Source organism: Enterobacter sp. 6722112 (assembly GCF_058661685.1).
Genome location: NZ_JBZWGR010000007.1, coordinates 3,652,724 through 3,674,351, shown reverse-complemented (window position 1 = coordinate 3,674,351; position 21,628 = coordinate 3,652,724). Strand labels below are relative to the sequence as shown.

Sequence of the window (21,628 nt, the reverse complement as noted above, 5' to 3'; positions counted from 1 at the left end):
AGCTCAGGAAGAGCGGAGCCATACCATGATTGAGTTTCCGGTAGTACTGGTCATTAACTGCGGATCGTCCTCTGTTAAGTTCTCGGTGCTGGACGCCGCAGGCTGCGATGCCCTGATGACGGGCATTGCGGACGGCATCAACACAGAAAAAGCCTTTATTTCCGTGAATGGGGGTGAGCCGGTCAGACTGGCTCACCAGGACTACGAAGGGGCGCTGGCCGCCATCGCCCTGGAGCTGGAGAAACGCAACCTGATGGGCAGCGTGGCCTTGATTGGCCATCGCATTGCCCACGGCGGCGACCTCTTCAGCGAGTCGACCCTGATCACGGAAGAGGTGATGGCGCAGATCCGCCAGGTCTCCCCGCTGGCGCCGCTGCATAACTACGCCAACCTGAGCGGCGTGGAAGCCGCCGGGCGCCTGTTCCCCGGCGTGCAGCAGGTGGCGGTATTTGATACCAGCTTCCACCAGACCATGGCGCCGCAGGCGTATTTGTACGGCTTGCCGTACCGCTATTTTGAAGAGTTGGGCGTGCGTCGCTACGGTTTCCACGGCACCTCTCACCGCTACGTGTCGGCGCAGGCGCACGCGCTGCTCGGGCTCTCTCCCGATGACAGCGGCCTGGTGATTGCCCATCTCGGCAACGGGGCGTCCATCTGCGCGGTGCGTAACGGCGTAAGCGTGGACACGTCCATGGGGATGACGCCGCTTGAAGGACTGGTGATGGGCACGCGCTGCGGCGACGTGGATTTTGGCGCGATGGCGTGGATTGCCCGGCAGACCGGCCAGTCGTTCGAGGATCTGGAGCGCGTGGTCAACAAAGAGTCCGGGCTGCTGGGGATCTCTGGCATCTCCTCCGATTTGCGCGCGCTGGAGAAAGCCTGGCATGACGGCAACGAGCGGGCGCGGCTGGCAATAAAGACCTTTGTCCACCGGATTGCGCGACATATCGCCGGTCATGCCGCGTCCCTGCACCGTCTGGATGGCGTGGTGTTTACCGGCGGGATCGGTGAGAACTCCGTGCTTATCCGCGCGCTGGTGGTGGAGCATCTTAAGGTGTTTGGCATCATCCTCGACGAGTCCAAAAATGCCCTGCCGGGCAGCGCGGGCGAGCGCGTGATCTCCACCGAGTCGTCCCGCGCGGCCTGCGCGGTGATCCCTACCAATGAAGAAAAAATGATCGCACTGGACGCCCTCCGTCTTGGGAAGGTTACTCCGGCTGCGGCTTACGCCTGATAAAGCGAGAATCTGATGAAAGTAACAATCGATACGGGCGTCGCGCCTTACAGCGATGCATGGGCCGGGTTTCGCGGTGAAGAATGGAAAAACGCCATTAACGTGCGCGATTTTATTCAGCATAACTACACCCCTTATGAAGGCGATGAAGCTTTCCTCGCGCAGGCGACGCCAGCAACGACGGCGCTGTGGCAGAAGGTGATGGTCGGCATTCGTCAGGAGAATGCTACTCACGCTCCGGTGGATTTTGACACCAACATCGCCACTACTATTACCGCGCACGGGCCGGGCTATATTGATCAGGAGCTGGAGACGATCGTTGGCCTGCAAACCGACAAGCCGCTCAAGCGCGCCCTGCATCCGTACGGCGGGATCAACATGATCCGCAGCTCGTTCGAAGCCTACGGTCGCGAGATGGATCCGCAGTTTGAATATCTCTTCACAGACCTGCGCAAAACCCACAACCAGGGCGTGTTTGACGTTTACTCCCCGGAGATGATGCGCTGCCGCAAATCGGGGGTGCTGACCGGTCTGCCGGACGGCTACGGGCGCGGACGCATCATCGGCGACTACCGTCGCGTGGCGCTGTACGGCATCAGCTATCTGGTGCGCGAGCGTGAATTTCAGTTCGCCGATCTCCAGGGGAAACTGGAGCGCGGAGAAGATCTGGAGGACACGATCCGCCTGCGCGAGGAGCTGGCGGAGCATAAACGTGCGTTGCTCCAGATCCAGCAGATGGCGGCGAACTATGGCTTTGATATTTCACGTCCGGCGATGAATGCGCAGGAAGCGGTGCAGTGGGTCTACTTTGCCTACCTTGCCGCAGTGAAATCCCAGAACGGCGGGGCGATGTCACTGGGGCGCACGGCCTCGTTCCTCGATATCTACATTGAACGCGACATGCAGGCAGGAAGGCTGAATGAGGTGCAGGCCCAGGAGCTGATCGACCACTTCATCATGAAGATCCGCATGGTGCGCTTCCTGCGCACGCCGGAGTTCGACACGCTCTTCTCCGGCGATCCGATCTGGGCCACGGAAGTGATTGGCGGCATGGGGCTGGATGGCCGTACGCTGGTGACCAAAAACAGCTTCCGCTACCTGCATACCCTGCACACCATGGGGCCTGCGCCGGAGCCAAACCTGACGATCCTCTGGTCCGAACAACTGCCGATCGCGTTCAAGAAATACGCCGCGCAGGTGTCGATCGTCACCTCCTCGCTGCAATACGAGAACGACGATCTGATGCGCGCCGACTTCAACAGCGACGACTACGCCATTGCCTGCTGCGTCAGCCCGATGGTGATCGGCAAGCAGATGCAGTTCTTCGGCGCACGCGCCAACCTGGCGAAAACGCTGCTGTATGCAATCAACGGCGGGGTGGATGAGAAGCTGAAGATCCAGGTGGGGCCGAAAACCGAGCCGCTGCTGGATGAGGTACTGAATTACGACACCGTAATGGCGAGCCTCGATCACTTCATGGACTGGCTGGCGGTGCAGTACATCAGCGCGCTGAATCTCATTCACTACATGCATGATAAATACAGCTACGAAGCCTCGCTGATGGCGCTGCACGACCGGGACGTCTACCGCACCATGGCCTGCGGCATTGCCGGGCTGTCGGTGGCGGCGGATTCCCTGTCGGCCATCAAATACGCCACGGTAAAACCGGTGCGCGACCACACTGGTCTGGCGGTCGATTTCGTCATCGAAGGCGACTATCCGCAGTACGGCAACAACGACGATCGCGTGGACAGTATCGCCTGCGATCTGGTTGAGCGCTTTATGAAGAAAATCCAGGCGCTGCCGACGTACCGCAACGCGGTACCGACGCAGTCGATCCTTACCATCACCTCCAACGTGGTTTACGGGCAGAAGACCGGCAACACGCCGGACGGACGTCGCGGCGGCACGCCGTTTGCGCCTGGCGCCAACCCGATGCACGGGCGCGACAGAAAAGGGGCGGTGGCGTCGTTAACCTCGGTCGCCAAGCTGCCGTTCACCTATGCCAAAGACGGGATCTCCTACACCTTCTCCATCGTGCCGCAGGCACTGGGCAAGGACGAGCCGGTGCGCAAAACCAACCTTGTTGGGCTGCTGGACGGATACTTCCACCACGAAGCGACCATTGAGGGCGGGCAACACCTGAACGTCAACGTGATGAACCGGGAGATGCTGCTGGATGCCGTCGCCCATCCGGAAAACTATCCGAACCTGACGATCCGCGTTTCAGGTTATGCGGTGCGGTTTAACGCCCTGACGCGCGAGCAGCAGCAGGACGTGATTTCGAGGACGTTTACGCAGGCGATGTAATACAGGCTTCATCTTCAGCCTCCTCAAATGGGGAGGCTTTTAATTTTGTGAACGCCGTCAATTTTAGAAAACTTACTCTCCTTTCTGCTATCCCGAAGTAATATTATTCTCTCGCTTTAGAAAATCCCTATAAAAGTTGTGACTTTTTTCTCCCGCGCTCCGGATATGATCTTCCCATATCAATAACTCACACCTGCACCCTCTGACTCGCAATCGCTGGCGATCGGAACCTTATAAAAACAACCAGTTACCCTACAAAATAAGCGAGTGCCCAATGAATATGGCAACAAACAGCAGTGTGATTGTGAGTGATTCCCCTGCGGCAAGGCGGGCGGGAATGAGCGAAAGCGAATGGCGAGAGGCGATCAAATTCGACAGCACCGATACGGGCTGGGTCATCATGAGTATCGGGATGGCTATCGGCGCGGGCATCGTTTTTCTTCCTGTGCAGGTCGGGTTAATGGGGCTGTGGGTGTTTTTACTCTCGTCGATAATTGGTTATCCGGCTATGTACCTGTTCCAGCGCCTGTTTATTAATACGCTGGCGGAATCACCGGAATGCAAAGATTACCCGAGCGTCATTAGCGGTTATTTAGGTAAAAACTGGGGCATCTTATTGGGTGCGCTTTATTTCGTGATGCTGGTGATCTGGATGTTTGTCTATTCCACGGCTATCACCAACGACAGCGCATCCTACCTACACACCTTCGGCGTAACCGACGGTTTGCTGTCGGAAAATCCGTTCTACGGCTTATTCCTGATCTGCATTCTGGTCGCCATTTCGTCGCGCGGTGAAAAACTGCTGTTTAAAGTCTCCAGCCTGATGGTGCTGACCAAATTATTTGTGGTAGCGGCGCTGGGGCTTTCGATGATTGGCCTCTGGCATTTAGCCAACGTCGGTATGCTGCCGCCGATGGGCCTGCTGATTAAAAACGCCATTATTACGCTGCCTTTCACCTTAACCTCCATTCTGTTTATTCAGACATTAAGCCCGATGGTGATTTCCTATCGTTCACGGGAAAAATCCGTTGAGGTGGCGCGTCATAAAGCGCTGCGGGCAATGAATATCGCCTTTGGCGTGCTGTTTGTGACGGTCTTTTTCTACGCGGTCTCCTTTACGCTGGCGATGGGGCACGACGAGGCGGTAAAAGCCTACGAGCAGAATATTTCCGCCCTGGCAATCGCAGCACAGTTCATCAGCGGTGACGGTGCGGGCTGGGTCAAAATCGTCAGCGTGATCCTCAACATTTTTGCCGTGATGACCGCGTTCTTTGGCGTCTATCTCGGCTTTCGTGAGGCGACGCAGGGCATCGTGATGAACATCCTGCGCCGCAAAATGCCGGCGGAGAAAATCAATGAAAGCACCGTCCAGCGCGGGATTATGCTGTTCGCTATCCTGCTTGCCTGGAGCGCGATTGTGTTAAACGCGCCGGTGCTGAGCTTTACCTCCATCTGTAGCCCTATTTTCGGGATGGTGGGTTGCTTAATTCCGGCGTGGCTGGTCTACAAAGTGCCCGCACTTCATAAATATAAAGGCGTATCGCTGGTGATTATTGTGATTACCGGGCTGCTGCTTTGTGTTTCTCCTTTCCTCGCCTTCTCATGAGGTTAAATAAGGTCGTAACGATGTCTGAGCAAATTAATCCTTTATGGAACCATTTTATTCGCGCCGTGCAGGAAGAGGTAAAGCCTGCGCTGGGCTGTACCGAACCCGTCTCGCTGGCGCTGGCGTGCGCGATGGCTGCCGGACAGCTTGACGGTGAGGTGACGCGTATCGAGGCGTGGGTATCGCCGAACCTGATGAAAAACGGGCTTGGCGTAACGGTGCCCGGCACCGGTATGGTCGGTTTACCCATCGCGGCCGCGCTGGGGGCGACAGGCGGTAATGCACACGCCGGGCTGGAGGTGTTGAAAGACGCGTCGGCCGAGGCGCTAACGCGCGCCAAAGCACTGCTGAACGCAGGTCTGGTGCAGGTGAAATTGCAGGAGCCGTGCGAGGAGATCCTCTATTCACGCGCCTGCGTTTACGTCGGTGAATCCTCGGCGATGGTGACCATCGCTGGCGGGCACACTCGCGTGGTGGAGGTAGTTTGTCAGGGCGAAACGCGCTTCAGGCTTGACGATCGTCAGAGCCAGAACAACGACGATCCGCTGGCGGTACTCTCGACCACCACGCTGTCGCAGATCCTTGAGTTTGTAGAGCAGGTGCCGTTTGACGCGATCCGCTTTATCCTCGATGCGGGGCGGCTGAACGATGCGCTCTCCCGCGAAGGTTTGCGTGGCAACTGGGGGCTGCATATTGGCGCGACGCTCAATAAACAGCGCGCACGCGGCTGGATGGCGCAGGATCTGGGTTCAGACATTATTATCCGCACCAGCGCAGCCTCGGATGCCCGCATGGGAGGCGCGACGCTGCCGGCGATGAGCAACTCGGGTTCCGGGAATCAGGGCATCACCGCCACCATGCCGGTAGTGGTGGTGGCTGAGCACGTTCAGGCCGATGACGAACGGCTGGCGCGGGCGCTGATGCTCTCGCATCTGTCGGCTATCTATATCCACTACCAGCTTCCGCGCTTGTCCGCGTTGTGCGCGGCGACAACGGCCGGAATGGGGGCAGCGGCGGGTATGGCGTGGCTGATGGGCGGATCTTACCAGACCATTGCCATGGCGATCGGCAGTATGATCGGCGACGTGAGCGGGATGATCTGCGATGGGGCCTCTAACAGCTGCGCAATGAAGGTCTCGACCAGCGTCACCAGCGCCTGGAAAGCCGTGATGATGGCGCTGGATGATACTGCGGTGACGGGTAACGAGGGGATTGTGGCGCACGACGTGGAACAGTCTATCTCTAACCTGTGCGCCCTGGCGTGCCGCTCAATGCAGGCGACGGACCGGCAGATCATTGAGATTATGGCGAGTAAGGTGTTGTGATTTAATCCAACCCGTTACCCCTCACCCTAACCCTCTCCCATAGGGAGAGGGAACCGATCGAGCGAGGGGGCGTGTTGATCTTAAACCGGCAAATCAATCAGCAGCGCGCGCAGCGGCGTATCGGCAACCAGGGTGATATTCGCTTCGTCACGAATAAACGCCCCGTCACCGCAGGTGAGCGCTTCTTTCTCTTCCGTATGCGTGACCGCATGCACCGTTCCGTGAATGGACTGCAAATAGGCACGCGGGCCATGAAGCTGGAAGCTCGCCTGTTCACCTTTTTTCAGTTCGATATGGTGCAACCACACCTGCTGGCGCAACTGCAAGCTGCCTTTGCTGCCGTCTGGCGAGGCAATCAGCTGCTGTTTACCGCCCTTCAGATCGATTTTTTGCACCAGCGGATTTTCCCGCTCCGGACAGGCATCCAGCCACAGCTGCATGCGGGTCAGCGTTTTATCTTTGCTGAGGTTATGCTCGCTGTAGCTAATACCTGGCTGCGTGGAAATTAACAGCGCCTCGCCAGCCTTCGCCTGGACATGATTGCCCTCGCTATCGCGGTATTCTGCCTCGCCTTCCAGGATCAGGTTCAGGATATCGACTTTAGGGTACGTGCGCGGCTGGAAGGACGCGCCCGGGGCGAGCACTTCCTGATTCAATACGCGCAGTGAAGCGTAACCGAGGAGTTTAGGGTCAAAGTAGTGTCCAAAGGAAAAGGTGTAGCGGGCCTGCAACCAACCGAAATCGGCTTGTCCGCACTGTTTCGCTGTTCTTGTCGTAATCATAAACTTGACCTCTCTTTACACTAAATCAATGGTAAAGGTATGGACGCTGCATTGTTAGCCAGATATTCTGCCTGGTATGTTCAAATTTCCTGAATGAGAACGAGATGGCTAAAGAGAGAGCATTGACGCTTGAGGCGCTTCGCGTCATGGACGCGATTGACAGGCGCGGCAGTTTTGCCGCGGCGGCAGATGAACTGGGGCGCGTTCCGTCTGCCCTGAGCTATACCATGCAAAAGCTGGAAGAGGAGCTGGATGTTGTGCTCTTTGACCGTTCCGGTCATCGAACAAAATTCACCAACGTTGGGCGGATGCTGCTGGAGCGCGGCCGCGTATTGCTGGAAGCGGCGGATAAGCTGACGACGGATGCCGAAGCGCTGGCCCGCGGCTGGGAAACCCATCTGACGTTAGTGACCGAAGCGCTGGTGCCCACCGAGGCGCTGTTCCCGCTGGTGGACAGACTGGCCGCGAAAGCCAATACCCAGCTGTCGATCATCACTGAGGTGCTGGCCGGGGCGTGGGAGCGTCTTGAGACGGGCAGGGCGGATATCGTGATTGCGCCGGACATGCATTTCCGCTCATCGTCAGAAATCAATTCGCGCAAACTGTACAGCGTGATGAACGTCTACGTCGCAGCCCCGGATCACCCTATCCATCAGGAGCCGGAGCCGCTCTCTGAGGTCACGCGCGTGAAATACCGCGGTGTGGCGGTCGCGGATACCGCCCGAGAGCGCCCGGTGTTAACGGTACAGTTGCTGGATAAACAGCCGCGACTGACGGTAACGTCGCTGGAAGATAAGCGACAGGCACTCCTGGCGGGGCTGGGCGTGGCGACTATGCCGTATCCGTTTGTCGAAAAGGACATTGCAGAAGGGCGGCTGCGCGTCGTCAGCCCGGAATACACCAGCGAAGTGGATATCATTATGGCGTGGCGTCGCGACAGCATGGGCGAAGCCAAATCGTGGTGTTTGCGTGAAATTCCCAAGCTCTTTGCCCACCACAACAAATAAGCGTAGGCCCGGTAAGCGTATGCGCCACCGGGCAGAATTTACGCGCTTGCCTTAGGATCCGGACCAAAGCGGTTTTCGCCCGGCGTTCCGCTCTGACAGTTGAAAATCAAAATCACGATCCAGCCGATAAGCGGGATCAACAGCAACAGCAGCCACCACGCCGAACGATCGGTGTCGTGAAGACGACGAAACAGTACGGCCCATGAAGGCAGCAGAACTAACACACCATAAATGGTGGTGAGAATGCCTTCACCCCCCTCGCGTTCCCAGCCGAGGATCTTGTCCACAATGCCCAGCACCATAATCAGGACGAAGTTCACCAGAACGAACATCCAGTACTCTTTACGGCGGGCACGGCCACCAAATCCAACGTAGTTGCGCAGTACTTTTAAATACCAGTCCATTTTTCCTTGCCTCTTAATCAGTCAATCACTTGTTTTCTAAGCGATCGAGGTAAGGATAGATGTATGCTGTGAATTAAAAAAGGGAATCAATTGATTCCCTAAATAATTATCCGAAACGCACGTCGCGCCCGTGCGGTTCATCCAGGTCCTGCCACGGGCCAATGGAGATAATGCCCGTTGGGTTGATGGTCTTATGACTGCGGAAATAGTGGGTGCGAATATGGTCAAAATTGACCGTCTCCGCAATCCCCGGCATCTGATAGATGTCGCGCAGGAAACCGTGCAGGTTCAGGTAATCACTGATGCGATGCTTGTCGCACTTGAAGTGGGTGACATATACCGGATCAAAGCGGATCAGCGTCGTCCACAGGCGGATGTCTGCTTCGGTGAGGCGATCGCCCGCTAAATAACGATGCTGGCCGAGGATCTGCTCCAGGCGCTCCAGGGATCCAAACACGTTGCCGACCGCTTCGTCGTACGCTTCCTGACTGGTGGCAAAGCCCGCTTTGTAGACGCCGTTGTTGACGTTGTCGTAGATCCAGCCGTTCAGCTCGTCAATTTTCTCGCGCAGCTCAACCGGGTAGTAATCCCCGGCGCGTGCACCGTGAGCGTCAAACGCGGTATTGAACATGCGAATGATTTCAGCGGATTCATTGCTGACGATCGTCTGGTTTTTCTTGTCCCACAGCACAGGCACCGTTACGCGTCCGGTGTAGTGCGGATCGGCGCGCAGATAGAGCTGATACAGGAAATCGTGATGATAAAGCTCATCACCCGTCGCGGCCGGGAAGCCACTGTCGAACGTCCAGCCGTTTTCCAGCATCAGCGGGTTGACCACCGAAACCGGAATTAACGATTCGAGACCTTTAAGTTTGCGCACAATCAGCGTGCGGTGCGCCCACGGACAGGCGAGAGAAACATACAGATGATAACGATCTTTTTCCGCCGCAAAGCCCCCTTCGCCACTCGGGCCGGGTGCGCCGTCGGCGGTCAGCCAGTTACGGAAGGCCGAAACAGAGCGCTTAAAGCGTCCACCGGTGGATTTGGTGTCATACCAGACATCCTGCCAGACGCCGTCTACGAGTTGTCCCATTTTTTACTCCTCCGTCAGATAGCAAAAGCGAGGAGATGTCTCCTCGCTTTGAATGTAATCATTATAGCCTGCTTACCACTTCTTATTCAGAAGACGGTCGATGCTGTAGGCGCCCGGACCCGTGATAGCCAGCAGCAGGAAGCCGCCCGCGATGGTCAGGTTTTTCATGAACATCAGGGAGTTCACGCCTTCCGCAAAGTTGCTGTGGAAGATGAACGCGGTCAGCAGGGTAAAGCCTGCGGTGAACAGCGCCGTAGTGCGGGTCAGGAAACCGAACAGCACTGCCAGGCCGCCGCCGAACTCAAGCAGAATGGTCAGTGGCAGCAGGAACCCCGGCACGCCCATCGCTTCCATATACTGCTGAGTGCCCGCATAGCCGGTAATTTTGCCCCAGCCTGCGGTGATGAACAGAACAGGCATCAGAATACGCGCTATCAGTACACCAACATCTTCTAATTTTTTCATTTTACTCTCCAGGAAACCACATCAGCGGCTAAACGTTATTTGCTTGCAAATTCGGGTAGATACCGCGTCTTTGCTGTCGATGGAGAGGAGTGTAAACGGGGCGGATGGCAAATGTTAGCAAGGAAAACTGTTAATCTTCTTCAAAGATATTGAGTAAGGGAGGGGGTTTTGCCGGGTGGCGGCTACGCCTTACCCGGCAAGAAGGCTAGCGCAACTGCTGCTGTCGCAGCGTGGTTTTCACCAGACGCCAGGCGCTCCAGGCGCCAAAGCCGCGGCGTGCCCAGCGGATCAGCATGTTAGGATGCCGAACCGACCAGATCGCCATCACGCTGCTGCCGACCAGCGCCCATGAGCGCAGGCTCAGGACCGTGTTCCAACCGCGGTCAAACCGATGCGTGGCTTCAACCCAGTCTCGACGGCTGGCAGACAAATCCAGCCGCTGCTGCTGGATTTGGCTCAACAGATACGCTTTCCGCTTTTGACGTTCGGCTTTGTCGCTCACGACTTATCATCCTCCAGCAGGGCGCGGTCGTTGGCCAGCTCCTGGCGCGTATGGCGCAGGAAGGTCGACGTGCGCGCTTTATGCAGGGTCCAGATACCGCCTATCAGCGCCGCCACCAGCAGAACCACGGTAGTCGCAATCATCGCGTTCAGACGATACTGTGGATCGATAGCCCAGATGATTAACACCATCAGGCTCATCAGACCAAACGCGGCAAAGAGCATCGTAAGCCCAAGCATGAGCAGCATCTGGAAGAGGTTGGCTTTCTCCTCTTCCAGCTCCACTACCGCAAGCCGGACGCGCGTTTCGGCAATCCCGACCAGCGTCGTAAGAATACGCTGGCCGATGCCGAGGACGTTTTTAGCAGGCCCTTGTGCGTGACGTGGATCTTCCATAATCAACGACGCGTCAGCAGGACACCCAGCACCACACCCACTGCGGCGCCAATACCTACACCCGTCCATGGATTATCACGTACATATTCGTCTGCGCGCGCTGCCGCTTCGCGGGTTTGTTTCGCCAGCGCATCACCGGTTTCGCCCAGACGGTAACGGCTCTCTTTCAGTGCCTGCTCCGCTTTGCTGCGCAGTTTACTTACTTCTTCTTTCGATTTATCCGCAGAAGAGTTCAGCACCTCTTCCAGGGTGTCCGCCAGGGATTTCAGTTCAGCGCGCAGATTTTCTGAAGTTGTATCTTTTGACATGATTCTCTCCTGTTGAGATTTCCGTTAACTCAATAATCGCGAGCTTCCAGCGCTTTCAGTTCGTCCTGCGCCTCTTGCAACTTCCTCTCGCGCTTGGCAATTTTTTCCGCATCACCTTTCTCTTTCGCTTCCTGTAGGTCTTGACGGCGCTCGGCTATCTCGTCCTTCTGTTCAGCGATTTTTTCCTGATGATCGGCACGCAGCTTGCTGTCCGTACAGTTGTCTTTCACTTCGCTCAACGCTTTTTTCAGCCCGTCGATCCGGTGCTGATTGTTATGCTTTTCGGCATAACTGATTTCGCGTTGGATATCCTGTTCTTTCTCCTGACAAAGAGACATAGCGAAGGAAGCTGTGCTTAAAGAAAAAAGGGCCAGAGCCAGAGTGATGCGGTATTTCATTATAGAAACCTTCCATTGTGTTACGGCGTAAGCCGTGTTCCAGAACTATGCGGAGAACATCTGAGGGGTGCTCCGCGTACTTAAGCATAGTAAGTAAACGGGAGTTTCACCAAAGTAGGTGAAAATATTCGGAATCTTAGTCGTTAACCAAATCGATGCGACGTGTCGCGTAACCGTGACATCCAGGAGGCTACGTGGCTGTCATCATCCTGTTGCGCAATGATGTAACCCTGCGGCAGCGTGCGGTCCAGCACGGCTTTCGCCGCGGCGCTTTGCGCACTGGAGTCAAATTTTATCAGCAGCACATCGTCTTGCGGCGTGATGCTCTTAAAGCGGATCCCGTTTGCGTCCAGATGATGCCAGATGGAAAAACCATCCGGCACGCTGGTTCCCTGGCTCACAGGACGGATAGCCAGCGTCGACTCCTGATGCTGTAGCGCAGACCACAGCAGGATAAGAGCGCTGAACATCATCAGCGCGACGATAGCGTAAGAGAAGCGGCGCAGCGCGAGCGGGGAGATAACCATCGTTAACCCCTGGCTCCGTATTTCTTCTTCCACAGTACGACCAGGGACCCGACCAGGCCAAACACCAGCAGAACGACGGGCAGCAGCATCAGGCAAGACATCAGCTGATCTTCATATTTCATAAAGACCGGCGTTTTACCCAGCGCGTAGCCGAGCGTGGTCAGGATCAGCACCCACAGCAAGCCGCTCATCCAGTTAAAGAACTGGAAGCGCGTACTGCTCAGGCCGGACAAGCCCGCAATGGTGGGCAGCAGGGTGCGTACGAATGCGATAAAGCGGCCGATTAGTAAGGCGGAAAGCCCATGCTTATGGAAAAGGTGGTGCGCTCGCTGGTGGTAATGGGCCGGAAGGTGCGAAAGCCAGTTCTGAACGATTCGCGTGTTACCCAGCCATCGCCCCTGAATGTAACTCACCCAGCAGCCCAGGCTGGCGGCAATGGTCAAAAGCAGGACCGTTTGCGGGAAAGCCATCGCCCCTTTTGCACAGAGCACCCCGACCAGCACCAGCAGGCTGTCGCCGGGTAAAAAGGCAGCAGGCAGCAGACCGTTCTCAAGGAACAGGATCATAAATAACACAAAGTAGAGCATGCCAATCATGGACGGGTTGGCCAGCGTTTCGAAATCCTGAGCCCAGAGGGCGTTCAGTAGTTGGGTCAAAAGTTCCATTCAGTGTTCCTGGAAATCGGTTAACGTCACGCCTGTCATTCGGGAAAACAGCACGGCGACATTGTTATGATTTCATTATGGTCGCTCGCGGACACATTGATGTGTGGCCAACACTGTTCCCTGTTAATTGGCTGGTTAGCAAGCACTAACTTACAAAATAACGAAGTGAATCCAATTGTAACAAAGCCCGACGTTCTGCGTCACAGAATTTGAGGGGAAACACGATTTTGGCGTAAGCCACGGAGGGGAGCGAGATATTTTACAAAGGCTGACACTATAGAGGTTTTCTTACCCTGTCTGGCCGGAAGGCGCGGCGGTGCGCCTGCCAGCCGTTCGGGGGATTATTTTGCGAGATTGGTCGCGGTATCGAGGTGAACGACCGGATTATCGGCAAAAAGATAGCGGTCAGCGTTAAATTCAAAGTCATCACTTGTTTCATTAAACAGCATCTGTTTGGTGTTCTCCAGGTGCTGCCACATTGCCAGTTTCGCCGCATGCGGATCTTTACGAATCAGAGCCTTAAGAATCTGGTCGTGGTCGTCACACCAGTTATCTACCGTACGGGAATCAATGTGATCGTGCAATTTCTTCCAGTACGGGTTGTGAACGCGCTGAGTCCACATTTTTTCAACGATTGCCGCCAGCGCCGTGTTCTGAGTCGCAAGGGCGACCTGGACGTGGAATTGCAGGTCCCATTCGGAATCGCGGAAACATTTTTCTTTACGCGCATGATCCTGGATTTCCATCAGCTTCATGATGTCCTGCTTGGTCACCTGCGTCGCAGCAAATTCCGCAATGTTGCTTTCAATCAGCTGGCGAGCCTGGAGAAGCTCAAACGGACCGTAGCTGGCAAACTCCAGACTTTCGTCCGGGGTGGGGGAGTGTTTCGCCTGGCTGGAAATCACATGAATGCCGGAACCTTTGCGTACCTCAACATACCCTTCCACTTCCAGCATGATGATGGCTTCGCGGACCACCGTGCGGCTGACGCTTTTTTCATCCGCAATGAAACGCTCAGCGGGAAGTTTATCACCGACAAGATAGACCCCTTGCTCGATGCGATCTTTCAGCTCGGCGGCAAGTTGTTGATATAAACGACGTGATTCGGTGATTTCCATATGCGCTCCAGGCAGGGTACGGCGAATGATTTGTTATACCACTTTTGCGTGCCACTCTCCAGATTTCACCATGAAAAAAGCCGCCCGGAGGCGGCTTTTGAGAAGATTTTGCCGGGTGCGCTTCGCTTGCGCGGGCCTATGGGTTTTGTAGGCCGGGTAAGGCGTAGCCGCCACCCGGCACAACAACGCTAACTCTGCGTCGCCGGTCCCCCAAGGGACTCTTTCGCCAGTTCATCGGCGGATTTGCTCTTCAGCACCGTCCAGATAACCACCGCACCCATCAGGTCGAAGATAGCCAGTACCGCGAACAGCGGGCTGAAACCAATCGTATCTGCCAGCGCGCCGACCACCAGCGCAAACAGGGTACTTGCGGTCCAGGCGGCCATCCCGGTCAGGCCGTTGGCGGTAGCGACTTCGTTACGACCAAACACGTCGGACGAGAGCGTAATCAGCGCACCGGACAGAGACTGGTGAGCAAAGCCCCCGATACACAGCAGGGCGATAGCCACGTAAGGGCTGGTGAACAGGCCGATCATGCCCGGGCCGATCATCAGCAGGGCGCCCATGGTGACCACCATCTTACGGGACACAATCAGGTTCACGCCAAACCAGCGCTGGAACAGCGGTGGCAGGTAGCCGCCGACGATACAGCCCAGGTCTGCAAACAGCATTGGCATCCAGGCGAACATCGCGATCTCTTTCAGGTTAAAGCCGTAAACTTTAAACATGAACAGCGGGATCCAGGCGTTAAACGTACCCCAGGCCGGTTCTGCCAGGAAGCGTGGCAGGGCGATACCCCAGAACTGACGGGTGCCCAGGATCTGCCAGACGGACATCTTTTTGCCGTTGTCGGTCTGATGCTGAGATTCCTGACCATTGATAATGTAGTCACGTTCTTCGTCAGACAGCTTTTTCTGATCGCGTGGGTGTTTATAGAAGATCAGCCACGCCATGGCCCAGGCAAAGCTCAGCACACCGGAGATGATGAACGCCATCTGCCAGCTGTGCATCACAATCGCCCACACCACCAGTGGCGGAGCAATCATCGCCCCGATGGAGGAGCCCACGTTGAAGTAACCGACAGCGATTGAACGCTCTTTTGCCGGGAACCATTCAGAGCTGGCTTTCAGACCCGCGGGGATCATCGCTGCTTCGGCAGCACCTACCGCACCACGCGCCAGCGCCAGTCCGCCCCAACTGCCGGCCAGCGCGGTCGCCCCACAGAAGACGGCCCAGGCTACAGCGAAGAAGGCATAACCAATTTTTGTACCCAGAATATCAAGAACATAACCTGCAACAGGCTGCATTACGGTGTAAGCGGCAGAGTAAGCCGCAATGATGTAAGAGTATTGCTGCGTGGAGATATGTAACTCTTCCATCAACGTTGGCGCCGCTGCTGCCACGGTGTTACGTGTCAGGTAGCCCAGCACGGTGCCGAGCGTCACCAGTGCGATCATGTACCAACGTAACCCTTTAATTTTACGCATGTAAAACCTCATCGTTATGTTATTTCCGTGTCGGGACACGGCAACAACTCAACCGTTGCCGGGAGCTGTTCTGTAACGGGAGGGGCGTAACCGGGAACCTGTCCCGGAACGGCCCGAACCTTGCCATAAGTAATCGTGCTAAGTCGGCTTCCGTACCGTTAAATCCGATGTATCAAACACCGGTAATGCATTCCGTCGGCTTATAGTTTGCGACGGCGAAAAGATAACTTGTCATACAACTTTAAAAGGTGAGTGACATCACAAAAGTGTGAATCTTTGTAGGGACATTATGCGGCGTGCGCAAAGCCAGAACTGGCGCGGTCTGCGAGAGGGTTTACCCCTTTGAGGGTAATTTATTTGTCGACGTTTATTGATCTAACTCACGAAAAAAACGTCGGACTCTGGAAATTGGTGTGATAACTTTGCAGCATCTGAACATAAGCTTTCTGACGCTCCCGTAATGAGGAAGACGATAATGACACCGTTTATGACCGACGATTTTCTGCTAGATACCGAATTTGCTCGCCGCCTGTACCACGACTACGCAAAAGACCAGCCGATTTTCGACTACCACTGCCATTTACCGCCGCAGCAGGTTGCCGAAAATTACCGTTTCAAAAACCTGTATGATATCTGGCTGAAGGGTGACCACTATAAGTGGCGCGCAATGCGCACCAACGGCGTGGCCGAGCGCCTGTGTACCGGCGACGCGACCGATCGCGAGAAGTTTGACGCCTGGGCCGCTACCGTTCCTCACACCATCGGTAACCCGTTATACCACTGGACGCACCTCGAACTGCGTCGTCCGTTTGGTATCACCGGCAAGCTGCTTTCTCCCGCCACGGCGGATGAAATCTGGGATCAGTGCAACGAACTGCTGGCGCAGGATAGCTTCTCGGCGCGCGGCATCATGAAGCAGATGAACGTGAAGATGGTGGGCACCACCGACGATCCGGTCGACTCTCTGGAGCATCACGCGGTTGTCGCGAAGGACAGCACCTTTGACATCAAAGTGCTGCCAAGCTGGCGCCCGGATAAAGCCTTCAACATCGAGCTGCCGACATTTAACGACTACATGGCGAAGCTGGCGGAAGTTTCGGATACCGACATTCGTCGCTTTGACGATCTGCAAACCGCGCTGACCAAACGTCTGGATCACTTTGCCGCACACGGCTGTAAAGTGTCTGACCACGCGCTGGACGTAGTGCTGTTCGCGGAATCCAGTGAAGCTGAGCTGGACAGTATTCTGGCGCGTCGTCTCTCCGGCGAAGCCCTGAGCGAGCACGAAGTGGCGCAGTTTAAAACCGCGGTGCTGGTGTTCCTCGGTGCGGAATATGCCCGTCGCGGCTGGGTTCAGCAGTATCACATCGGCGCGCTGCGTAATAACAACCAGCGTCAGTTCAAACTGCTGGGCGCGGACGTAGGCTTTGACTCCATCAACGACCGTCCGATGGCGGAAGAGCTGTCAAAACTGCTGAGCAAACAGAACGAGCAAAACCTGCTGCCAAAAACCATTCTGTACTGCCTGAACCCGCGCGATAACGAAGTGCTGGGCACTATGATCGGCAACTTCCAGGGCGAAGGGATGCCGGGCAAGATGCAGTTCGGTTCCGGCTGGTGGTTTAACGATCAGAAAGACGGCATGGAGCGTCAGATGACGCAGCTGGCGCAGCTCGGCCTGCTGAGCCGCTTCGTTGGCATGCTGACCGACAGCCGCAGTTTCCTCTCCTATACCCGCCATGAATATTTCCGCCGCATTCTGTGCCAGATGATTGGCCGCTGGGTGCACGCGGGCGAAGCGCCAGCGGATATCCAGCTGCTGGGCGAAATGGTGAGAAACATCTGCTTTAACAATGCGCGTGACTACTTCGCCATTGAACTGAACTAAGGCCGTTTGAGGTTGATATGCAATACATCAAAATCCATTCGCTGGATAACGTTGCCGTCGCGCTGGCCGATTTAGCCGAAGGGACGGAAGTGACCTTCGACAACCAGTCGGTGACGTTACGCCAGGCCATTGGACGTGGACATAAGTTTGCCCTGATCCCCATCGCGAAAGGGGAGAACGTGGTGAAGTACGGTTTGCCCATCGGTCATGCGCTGGCGGATATTGCGCCGGGTGAATACATTCATTCCCACAATACCCGCACCAATCTCAGCGATCTGGACGAGTACAGCTATCAACCTGACTTCCAGGCAGAAGAAGGACAGGCGGCCGATCGTGAGGTGCAGATCTACCGCCGCGCCAGCGGGGAGGTGGGGATCCGCAATGAACTGTGGATCCTCCCGACCGTCGGCTGCGTGAACGGGATCGCGCGTCAAATTCAGACGCGTTTCCTGAAAGAGACCAACAATGCTGAAGGCACCGACGGCGTGCATCTGTTCAGCCATACCTACGGTTGTTCCCAGCTGGGCGACGACCACATCAATACCCGCACCATGCTGCAAAATATGGTGCGTCACCCGAACGCGGGGGCGGTGCTGGTGATTGGCCTCGGTTGTGAAAACAATCAGGTCGACGCCTTCCGCGACACGCTGGGCGAGTTCGATCCTGAGCGCGTGCACTTTATGGTGTGTCAGCACCAGGACGACGAAGTGGAAGCGGGCGTTGAACAGCTGCACCAGCTGTATGAGGTGATGCGTCACGACAAGCGCGAGCCGGGCAAGCTGAGCGAACTGAAGTTTGGCCTGGAGTGCGGCGGATCTGACGGGCTTTCCGGCATTACCGCTAACCCGATGCTGGGCCGCTTCTCAGATTACGTGATTGCCAACGGTGGCACCACGGTGCTGACCGAAGTGCCGGAGATGTTCGGCGCAGAGCGCATTCTGATGAGCCACTGCCGCGACGAAGAGACCTTTGAGAAGACCGTCACCATGGTCAACGATTTCAAACAGTACTTCATCGCCCATAACCAGCCGATTTATGAGAACCCGTCGCCGGGAAACAAGGCGGGCGGGATCACCACGCTGGAAGAGAAATCCCTGGGCTGCACCCAGAAAGCGGGCGCCAGCCAGGTGGTGGACGTGCTGCGCTATGGTGAGCGTCTGAAAACGCACGGTCTGAATCTGCTGAGCGCACCGGGCAACGATGCGGTCGCCACCAGCGCGCTGGCGGGGGCGGGCTGTCACATGGTGCTGTTCAGTACCGGACGCGGCACGCCGTACGGCGGATTTGTGCCAACGGTGAAAATCGCCACTAACAGCGAGCTGGCGGCGAAGAAAAAACACTGGATCGACTTTGATGCCGGCCAGCTGATCCACGGCAAAGCGATGCCGCAGCTGCTGAGCGAATTCGTGGACACGATTGTGGAATTTGCCAGCGGCAGGCAGACCTGCAACGAGAAGAACGACTTCCGCGAGCTGGCGATCTTTAAGAGTGGTGTGACGCTATAAGTGCTTTGTCGGGTGGCGCTAGCGCTTACCCGACCTACTAAACCCTGTAGGCCCGGTAAGGCGTAGCCGCCACCGGGCTTTTCTTTTTAACTGCGCAGGGCGTTCTTCGCTAAACGCGCGTCTTCCGCCTGACAGGCCGCTGCGGTAAACAGCACGTCGGTAGAGGAGTTCAGCGCGGTTTCGCAGGAATCCTGCAATACGCCGATAATGAAGCCGACCGCGACAACCTGCATGGCAATCTCGTTCGGAATACCGAACATGTTACAGGCCAGCGGGATCAGCAGCAGCGAGCCGCCCGCCACGCCGGATGCGCCACAGGCACACAGTGATGCAACGACGCTCAGCAGCAGCGCGGTTGGCAGATCCACCGGAATGCCCAGCGTATGCACCGCCGCCAGCGTCAGCACGGTGATGGTGATCGCCGCACCTGCCATGTTCACGGTTGCACCCAGAGGAATCGACACCGAATAGGTATCGCGATCCAGATTCAGCTTCTCCGCCAGCGCCATGTTGACCGGAATGTTTGCCGCCGAGCTGCGGGTGAAGAAGGCATACACGCCGCTTTCACGCAGGCAGGTCAGCACCAGCGGATACGGGTTGCGGCGGATCTGCCAGAACACCAGCAGCGGGTTGATCACCAGCGCCACCAGCAGCATACAGCCGACCAGGACGACCAGCAGCTGCGCGTAGCCCCACAGTGCATCGAAACCGGTGGTTGCCAGCGTGGAGGAGACCAGACCAAAGATCCCGACTGGCGCAAAGCGAATCACCAGCTTCACCATAAAGGTGACAGCGTTGGACATATCGTTCACCAGGTTTTTCGTGGTCTCGTTACCATGACGCAGCGCGAAGCCCAGACCGATCGCCCAGACCAGGATGCCGATGTAGTTCGCGTTCATCAGCGCGGTGACGGGGTTAGAGACCATGCTCATCAGCAGACCGCGAAGCACTTCCACAATCCCGGACGGCGGGGTGATATCACCGGCCGCGCTGGTCAGGTGCAGCGTGGACGGGAACAGGAAGCTAAACACCACGGCCGTTAAGGCAGCAGAGAAGGTTCCCAGCAGATACAGGAACAGAATAGGGCGAATGTTGGTTTTTTGTCCGTGCTGGTGGTTGGCAATCGACGCCATCACCAGCATCAGCACCAGTACCGGGGCGACGGCCTTAAGTGCGCCAACGAAAAGGGTGCCGAGCAGCCCCGTCGCTTCCGCGGCAGGTTTTGACACCATCGCCAGCAGAATACCCAGTACCAACCCGACCAGAATTTGTTTTACAAGACTGCCCTGCGCCAGGCGCGCGAACAGACCGCGTGATTGTGTGCTCATACGTTATTCCTGAGTGAAATTGCGTTCCATCCTGGATGTGCTCTAAGTCACATTTGTGTCCGGATGTAAGTATTTGTTTGCCTGGTTGAGTATCAGGGAAAGCAGCGAAAGGCGGAAGCGTAAAATGCTGGATTTTACGTGTTGCGTCATGTTTTTTAACTATTGGTTAACGAAAGTGCCGGGTGGCGCTGCGCTTACCCGGCCTACGGGGTGACGTTGTAGGCCCGGTAAGCGTAGCGCCACCGGGCAAAACGCACTAAGCCTGCTGCTTCTTATCGTGCTGGCGGTTAACCCAGGTATTGATAATCAGCGTCACCAGCAGAATGCCAAACACCACGCCGAGCGAAATGGCGATCGGAATATGGTAGAAATCGACGATCAGCATCTTGATACCGATAAACACCAGAATCACCGACAGACCGTACTTCAGCATTGAGAAGCGCTCTGCCGCACCCGCCAGCAGGAAGTACATCGCACGCAGGCCGAGGATGGCGAACAGGTTTGAGGTCAGCACGATGAACGGGTCGGTAGTGACCGCGAAGATAGCCGGGATACTGTCCACCGCGAAAATCACGTCGCTCAGTTCGACCAGAATCAGCACCAGCAGCAGCGGGGTGGCGAACAGCAGGCCGTTCTTACGCACGAAGAAATGCTCGCTCTCGATCTTGTCCGTCATGCGCAGATGACCCCGGATCCACTTCACCAGCGGCTTATCACCGATCCCGGTATCGTCTTCTTTCGCCAGCGCCATTTTTACCCCGGTGAACAGCAGGAACGCGCCAAATACATACAGCAGCCATTCGAACTGGGTAATCAGCCAGCTACCGGCGAAGATCATGATGGTACGCAGGACAATAGCGCCCAGCACGCCGTACACCAGCACGCGACGTTGCAGAGCCGCAGGCACGGCGAAGTAGCTGAACAGCATCAGCCAGACGAAGACGTTATCAACCGCCAGCGCTTTTTCAATCAGATAGCCGGTGAGGAAGGCGAGTGCCTGAGGATCGGCCACCGCGCGGCCTTCGGTTGAGGCCAGATACCACCAGAAGGCGGCGCAGAAGAGGAGTGAGAGGGTAACCCATACCAGCGACCAGACGGCGGCGTGCTTGACGCTCATGCCGTGCTCGCCGCGACGACCCTGCAAAAAGAGGTCGATTGCCAGCATGATGAGCACGACAACCGCGAATCCGCCCCACAGCATTGGAGTGCCGACAGAATGCATACTATTTTCCTTACACATAAAAAACAAAAACGGCCATGGTCAGAAGACGATAGCCGTTA

The 21,628-nt window shown here is 56.4% G+C and carries 21 protein-coding genes; 7 read left to right on the top strand and 14 right to left on the bottom strand.

From position 1 onward, the window contains the following. The first annotated feature begins 25 nt into the window (after positions 1-25). The 4 genes from tdcD to AC4OVU_RS18985 all read left to right on the top strand — a co-directional run bounded on the left by tdcD (position 26) and on the right by AC4OVU_RS18985 (position 6,475). Positions 26-1,234, top strand: a complete 1,209-nt coding sequence (gene tdcD, locus AC4OVU_RS19000) for a propionate kinase (protein WP_032618950.1) — start codon at positions 26-28, stop codon at positions 1,232-1,234. Between the two features lie 15 nt (positions 1,235-1,249). Continuing rightward, positions 1,250-3,544, top strand: coding sequence for a formate C-acetyltransferase (pflB, locus tag AC4OVU_RS18995; protein ID WP_110292320.1), 2,295 nt, complete (start codon positions 1,250-1,252; stop codon positions 3,542-3,544). A 274-nt stretch (positions 3,545-3,818) separates the two neighbouring features. Continuing rightward, the gene (locus tag AC4OVU_RS18990; protein WP_017693942.1) at positions 3,819-5,150 is read left to right on the top strand and encodes an SLC5/6 family protein; all 1,332 of its coding nucleotides are present in this window, start codon (positions 3,819-3,821) and stop codon (positions 5,148-5,150) included. A 20-nt stretch (positions 5,151-5,170) separates the two neighbouring features. Next, positions 5,171-6,475: an L-cysteine desulfidase family protein gene (locus AC4OVU_RS18985; RefSeq protein WP_015571948.1), complete on the top strand. Its 1,305-nt coding sequence runs from the start codon at positions 5,171-5,173 to the stop codon at positions 6,473-6,475. Positions 6,476-6,555: 80 nt separating this feature from the next. On the opposite strand, the gene AC4OVU_RS18980 is transcribed toward AC4OVU_RS18985, so the two are convergent. Then, the gene (locus AC4OVU_RS18980) at positions 6,556-7,257 is read right to left on the bottom strand and encodes a pirin family protein (RefSeq protein ID WP_017382430.1); all 702 of its coding nucleotides are present in this window, start codon (positions 7,255-7,257) and stop codon (positions 6,556-6,558) included. A gap of 104 nt (positions 7,258-7,361) precedes the next feature. Here AC4OVU_RS18980 and yhaJ point away from each other — a divergent pair, with 104 nt between their 5' ends. After that, positions 7,362-8,264 (top strand): DNA-binding transcriptional regulator YhaJ, encoded by a 903-nt coding sequence (gene yhaJ, locus AC4OVU_RS18975; protein ID WP_003862655.1) that lies wholly within the window; start codon positions 7,362-7,364, stop codon positions 8,262-8,264. A 38-nt stretch (positions 8,265-8,302) separates the two neighbouring features. Here the strand turns inward: yhaJ and AC4OVU_RS18970 are convergent, their stop codons facing one another. From AC4OVU_RS18970 to AC4OVU_RS18920, 11 genes are all read right to left on the bottom strand, one after another. Further along, on the bottom strand, positions 8,303-8,668 hold the full coding sequence (locus tag AC4OVU_RS18970) for a DUF805 domain-containing protein (RefSeq protein ID WP_015571946.1): 366 nt from the start codon (positions 8,666-8,668) through the stop codon (positions 8,303-8,305). A gap of 106 nt (positions 8,669-8,774) precedes the next feature. Further along, positions 8,775-9,761, bottom strand: a complete 987-nt coding sequence (locus tag AC4OVU_RS18965; RefSeq protein ID WP_017382429.1) for a glutathione S-transferase family protein — start codon at positions 9,759-9,761, stop codon at positions 8,775-8,777. A 72-nt stretch (positions 9,762-9,833) separates the two neighbouring features. After that, positions 9,834-10,226: a DoxX family protein gene (locus tag AC4OVU_RS18960; protein WP_023304475.1), complete on the bottom strand. Its 393-nt coding sequence runs from the start codon at positions 10,224-10,226 to the stop codon at positions 9,834-9,836. Positions 10,227-10,431: 205 nt separating this feature from the next. Further along, positions 10,432-10,728 (bottom strand): YqjK-like family protein, encoded by a 297-nt coding sequence (locus tag AC4OVU_RS18955; RefSeq protein WP_003862649.1) that lies wholly within the window; start codon positions 10,726-10,728, stop codon positions 10,432-10,434. Next, positions 10,725-11,123, bottom strand: a complete 399-nt coding sequence (locus tag AC4OVU_RS18950) for a phage holin family protein (RefSeq protein ID WP_003862647.1) — start codon at positions 11,121-11,123, stop codon at positions 10,725-10,727. The genes AC4OVU_RS18955 and AC4OVU_RS18950 overlap by 4 nt, the downstream gene beginning before the upstream one ends. Before the next feature lie 2 nt (positions 11,124-11,125). After that, positions 11,126-11,431 carry an ElaB/YgaM/YqjD family protein gene (locus AC4OVU_RS18945; protein WP_003862645.1) on the bottom strand — a complete coding sequence of 102 codons (306 nt, stop codon included), beginning with the start codon at positions 11,429-11,431 and terminating at the stop codon, positions 11,126-11,128. Between the two features lie 29 nt (positions 11,432-11,460). Next, positions 11,461-11,829 (bottom strand): DUF1090 domain-containing protein, encoded by a 369-nt coding sequence (locus AC4OVU_RS18940; RefSeq protein ID WP_017382428.1) that lies wholly within the window; start codon positions 11,827-11,829, stop codon positions 11,461-11,463. A 143-nt stretch (positions 11,830-11,972) separates the two neighbouring features. Further along, entirely contained in the window at positions 11,973-12,356 is a 384-nt protein-coding gene (gene mzrA, locus AC4OVU_RS18935) for an EnvZ/OmpR regulon moderator MzrA (RefSeq protein WP_003862640.1), read from the bottom strand. 2 nt (positions 12,357-12,358) lie between these two features. Beyond that, the gene (yqjA, locus tag AC4OVU_RS18930; RefSeq protein WP_003862638.1) at positions 12,359-13,021 is read right to left on the bottom strand and encodes a DedA family general envelope maintenance protein YqjA; all 663 of its coding nucleotides are present in this window, start codon (positions 13,019-13,021) and stop codon (positions 12,359-12,361) included. A gap of 341 nt (positions 13,022-13,362) precedes the next feature. Continuing rightward, complete coding sequence (exuR, locus tag AC4OVU_RS18925; protein ID WP_003862635.1) at positions 13,363-14,139, bottom strand: transcriptional regulator ExuR; 777 nt, start codon at positions 14,137-14,139, stop codon at positions 13,363-13,365. A 188-nt stretch (positions 14,140-14,327) separates the two neighbouring features. Continuing rightward, the gene (locus AC4OVU_RS18920) at positions 14,328-15,626 is read right to left on the bottom strand and encodes an MFS transporter (RefSeq protein WP_015571942.1); all 1,299 of its coding nucleotides are present in this window, start codon (positions 15,624-15,626) and stop codon (positions 14,328-14,330) included. 475 nt (positions 15,627-16,101) lie between these two features. Here AC4OVU_RS18920 and uxaC point away from each other — a divergent pair, with 475 nt between their 5' ends. Together uxaC and AC4OVU_RS18910 are read left to right on the top strand one after the other, a co-directional pair. Further along, the gene (gene uxaC / locus AC4OVU_RS18915; protein WP_023295485.1) at positions 16,102-17,514 is read left to right on the top strand and encodes a glucuronate isomerase; all 1,413 of its coding nucleotides are present in this window, start codon (positions 16,102-16,104) and stop codon (positions 17,512-17,514) included. A gap of 17 nt (positions 17,515-17,531) precedes the next feature. Continuing rightward, the gene (locus AC4OVU_RS18910) at positions 17,532-19,019 is read left to right on the top strand and encodes a UxaA family hydrolase (RefSeq protein ID WP_015571940.1); all 1,488 of its coding nucleotides are present in this window, start codon (positions 17,532-17,534) and stop codon (positions 19,017-19,019) included. A gap of 86 nt (positions 19,020-19,105) precedes the next feature. On the opposite strand, the gene sstT is transcribed toward AC4OVU_RS18910, so the two are convergent. Together sstT and AC4OVU_RS18900 are read right to left on the bottom strand one after the other, a co-directional pair. Next, positions 19,106-20,347, bottom strand: coding sequence for a serine/threonine transporter SstT (gene sstT, locus AC4OVU_RS18905; RefSeq protein WP_017382425.1), 1,242 nt, complete (start codon positions 20,345-20,347; stop codon positions 19,106-19,108). Between the two features lie 256 nt (positions 20,348-20,603). Then, complete coding sequence (locus AC4OVU_RS18900) at positions 20,604-21,569, bottom strand: TerC family protein (RefSeq protein ID WP_023304474.1); 966 nt, start codon at positions 21,567-21,569, stop codon at positions 20,604-20,606. Positions 21,570-21,628: the final 59 nt, after the last annotated feature.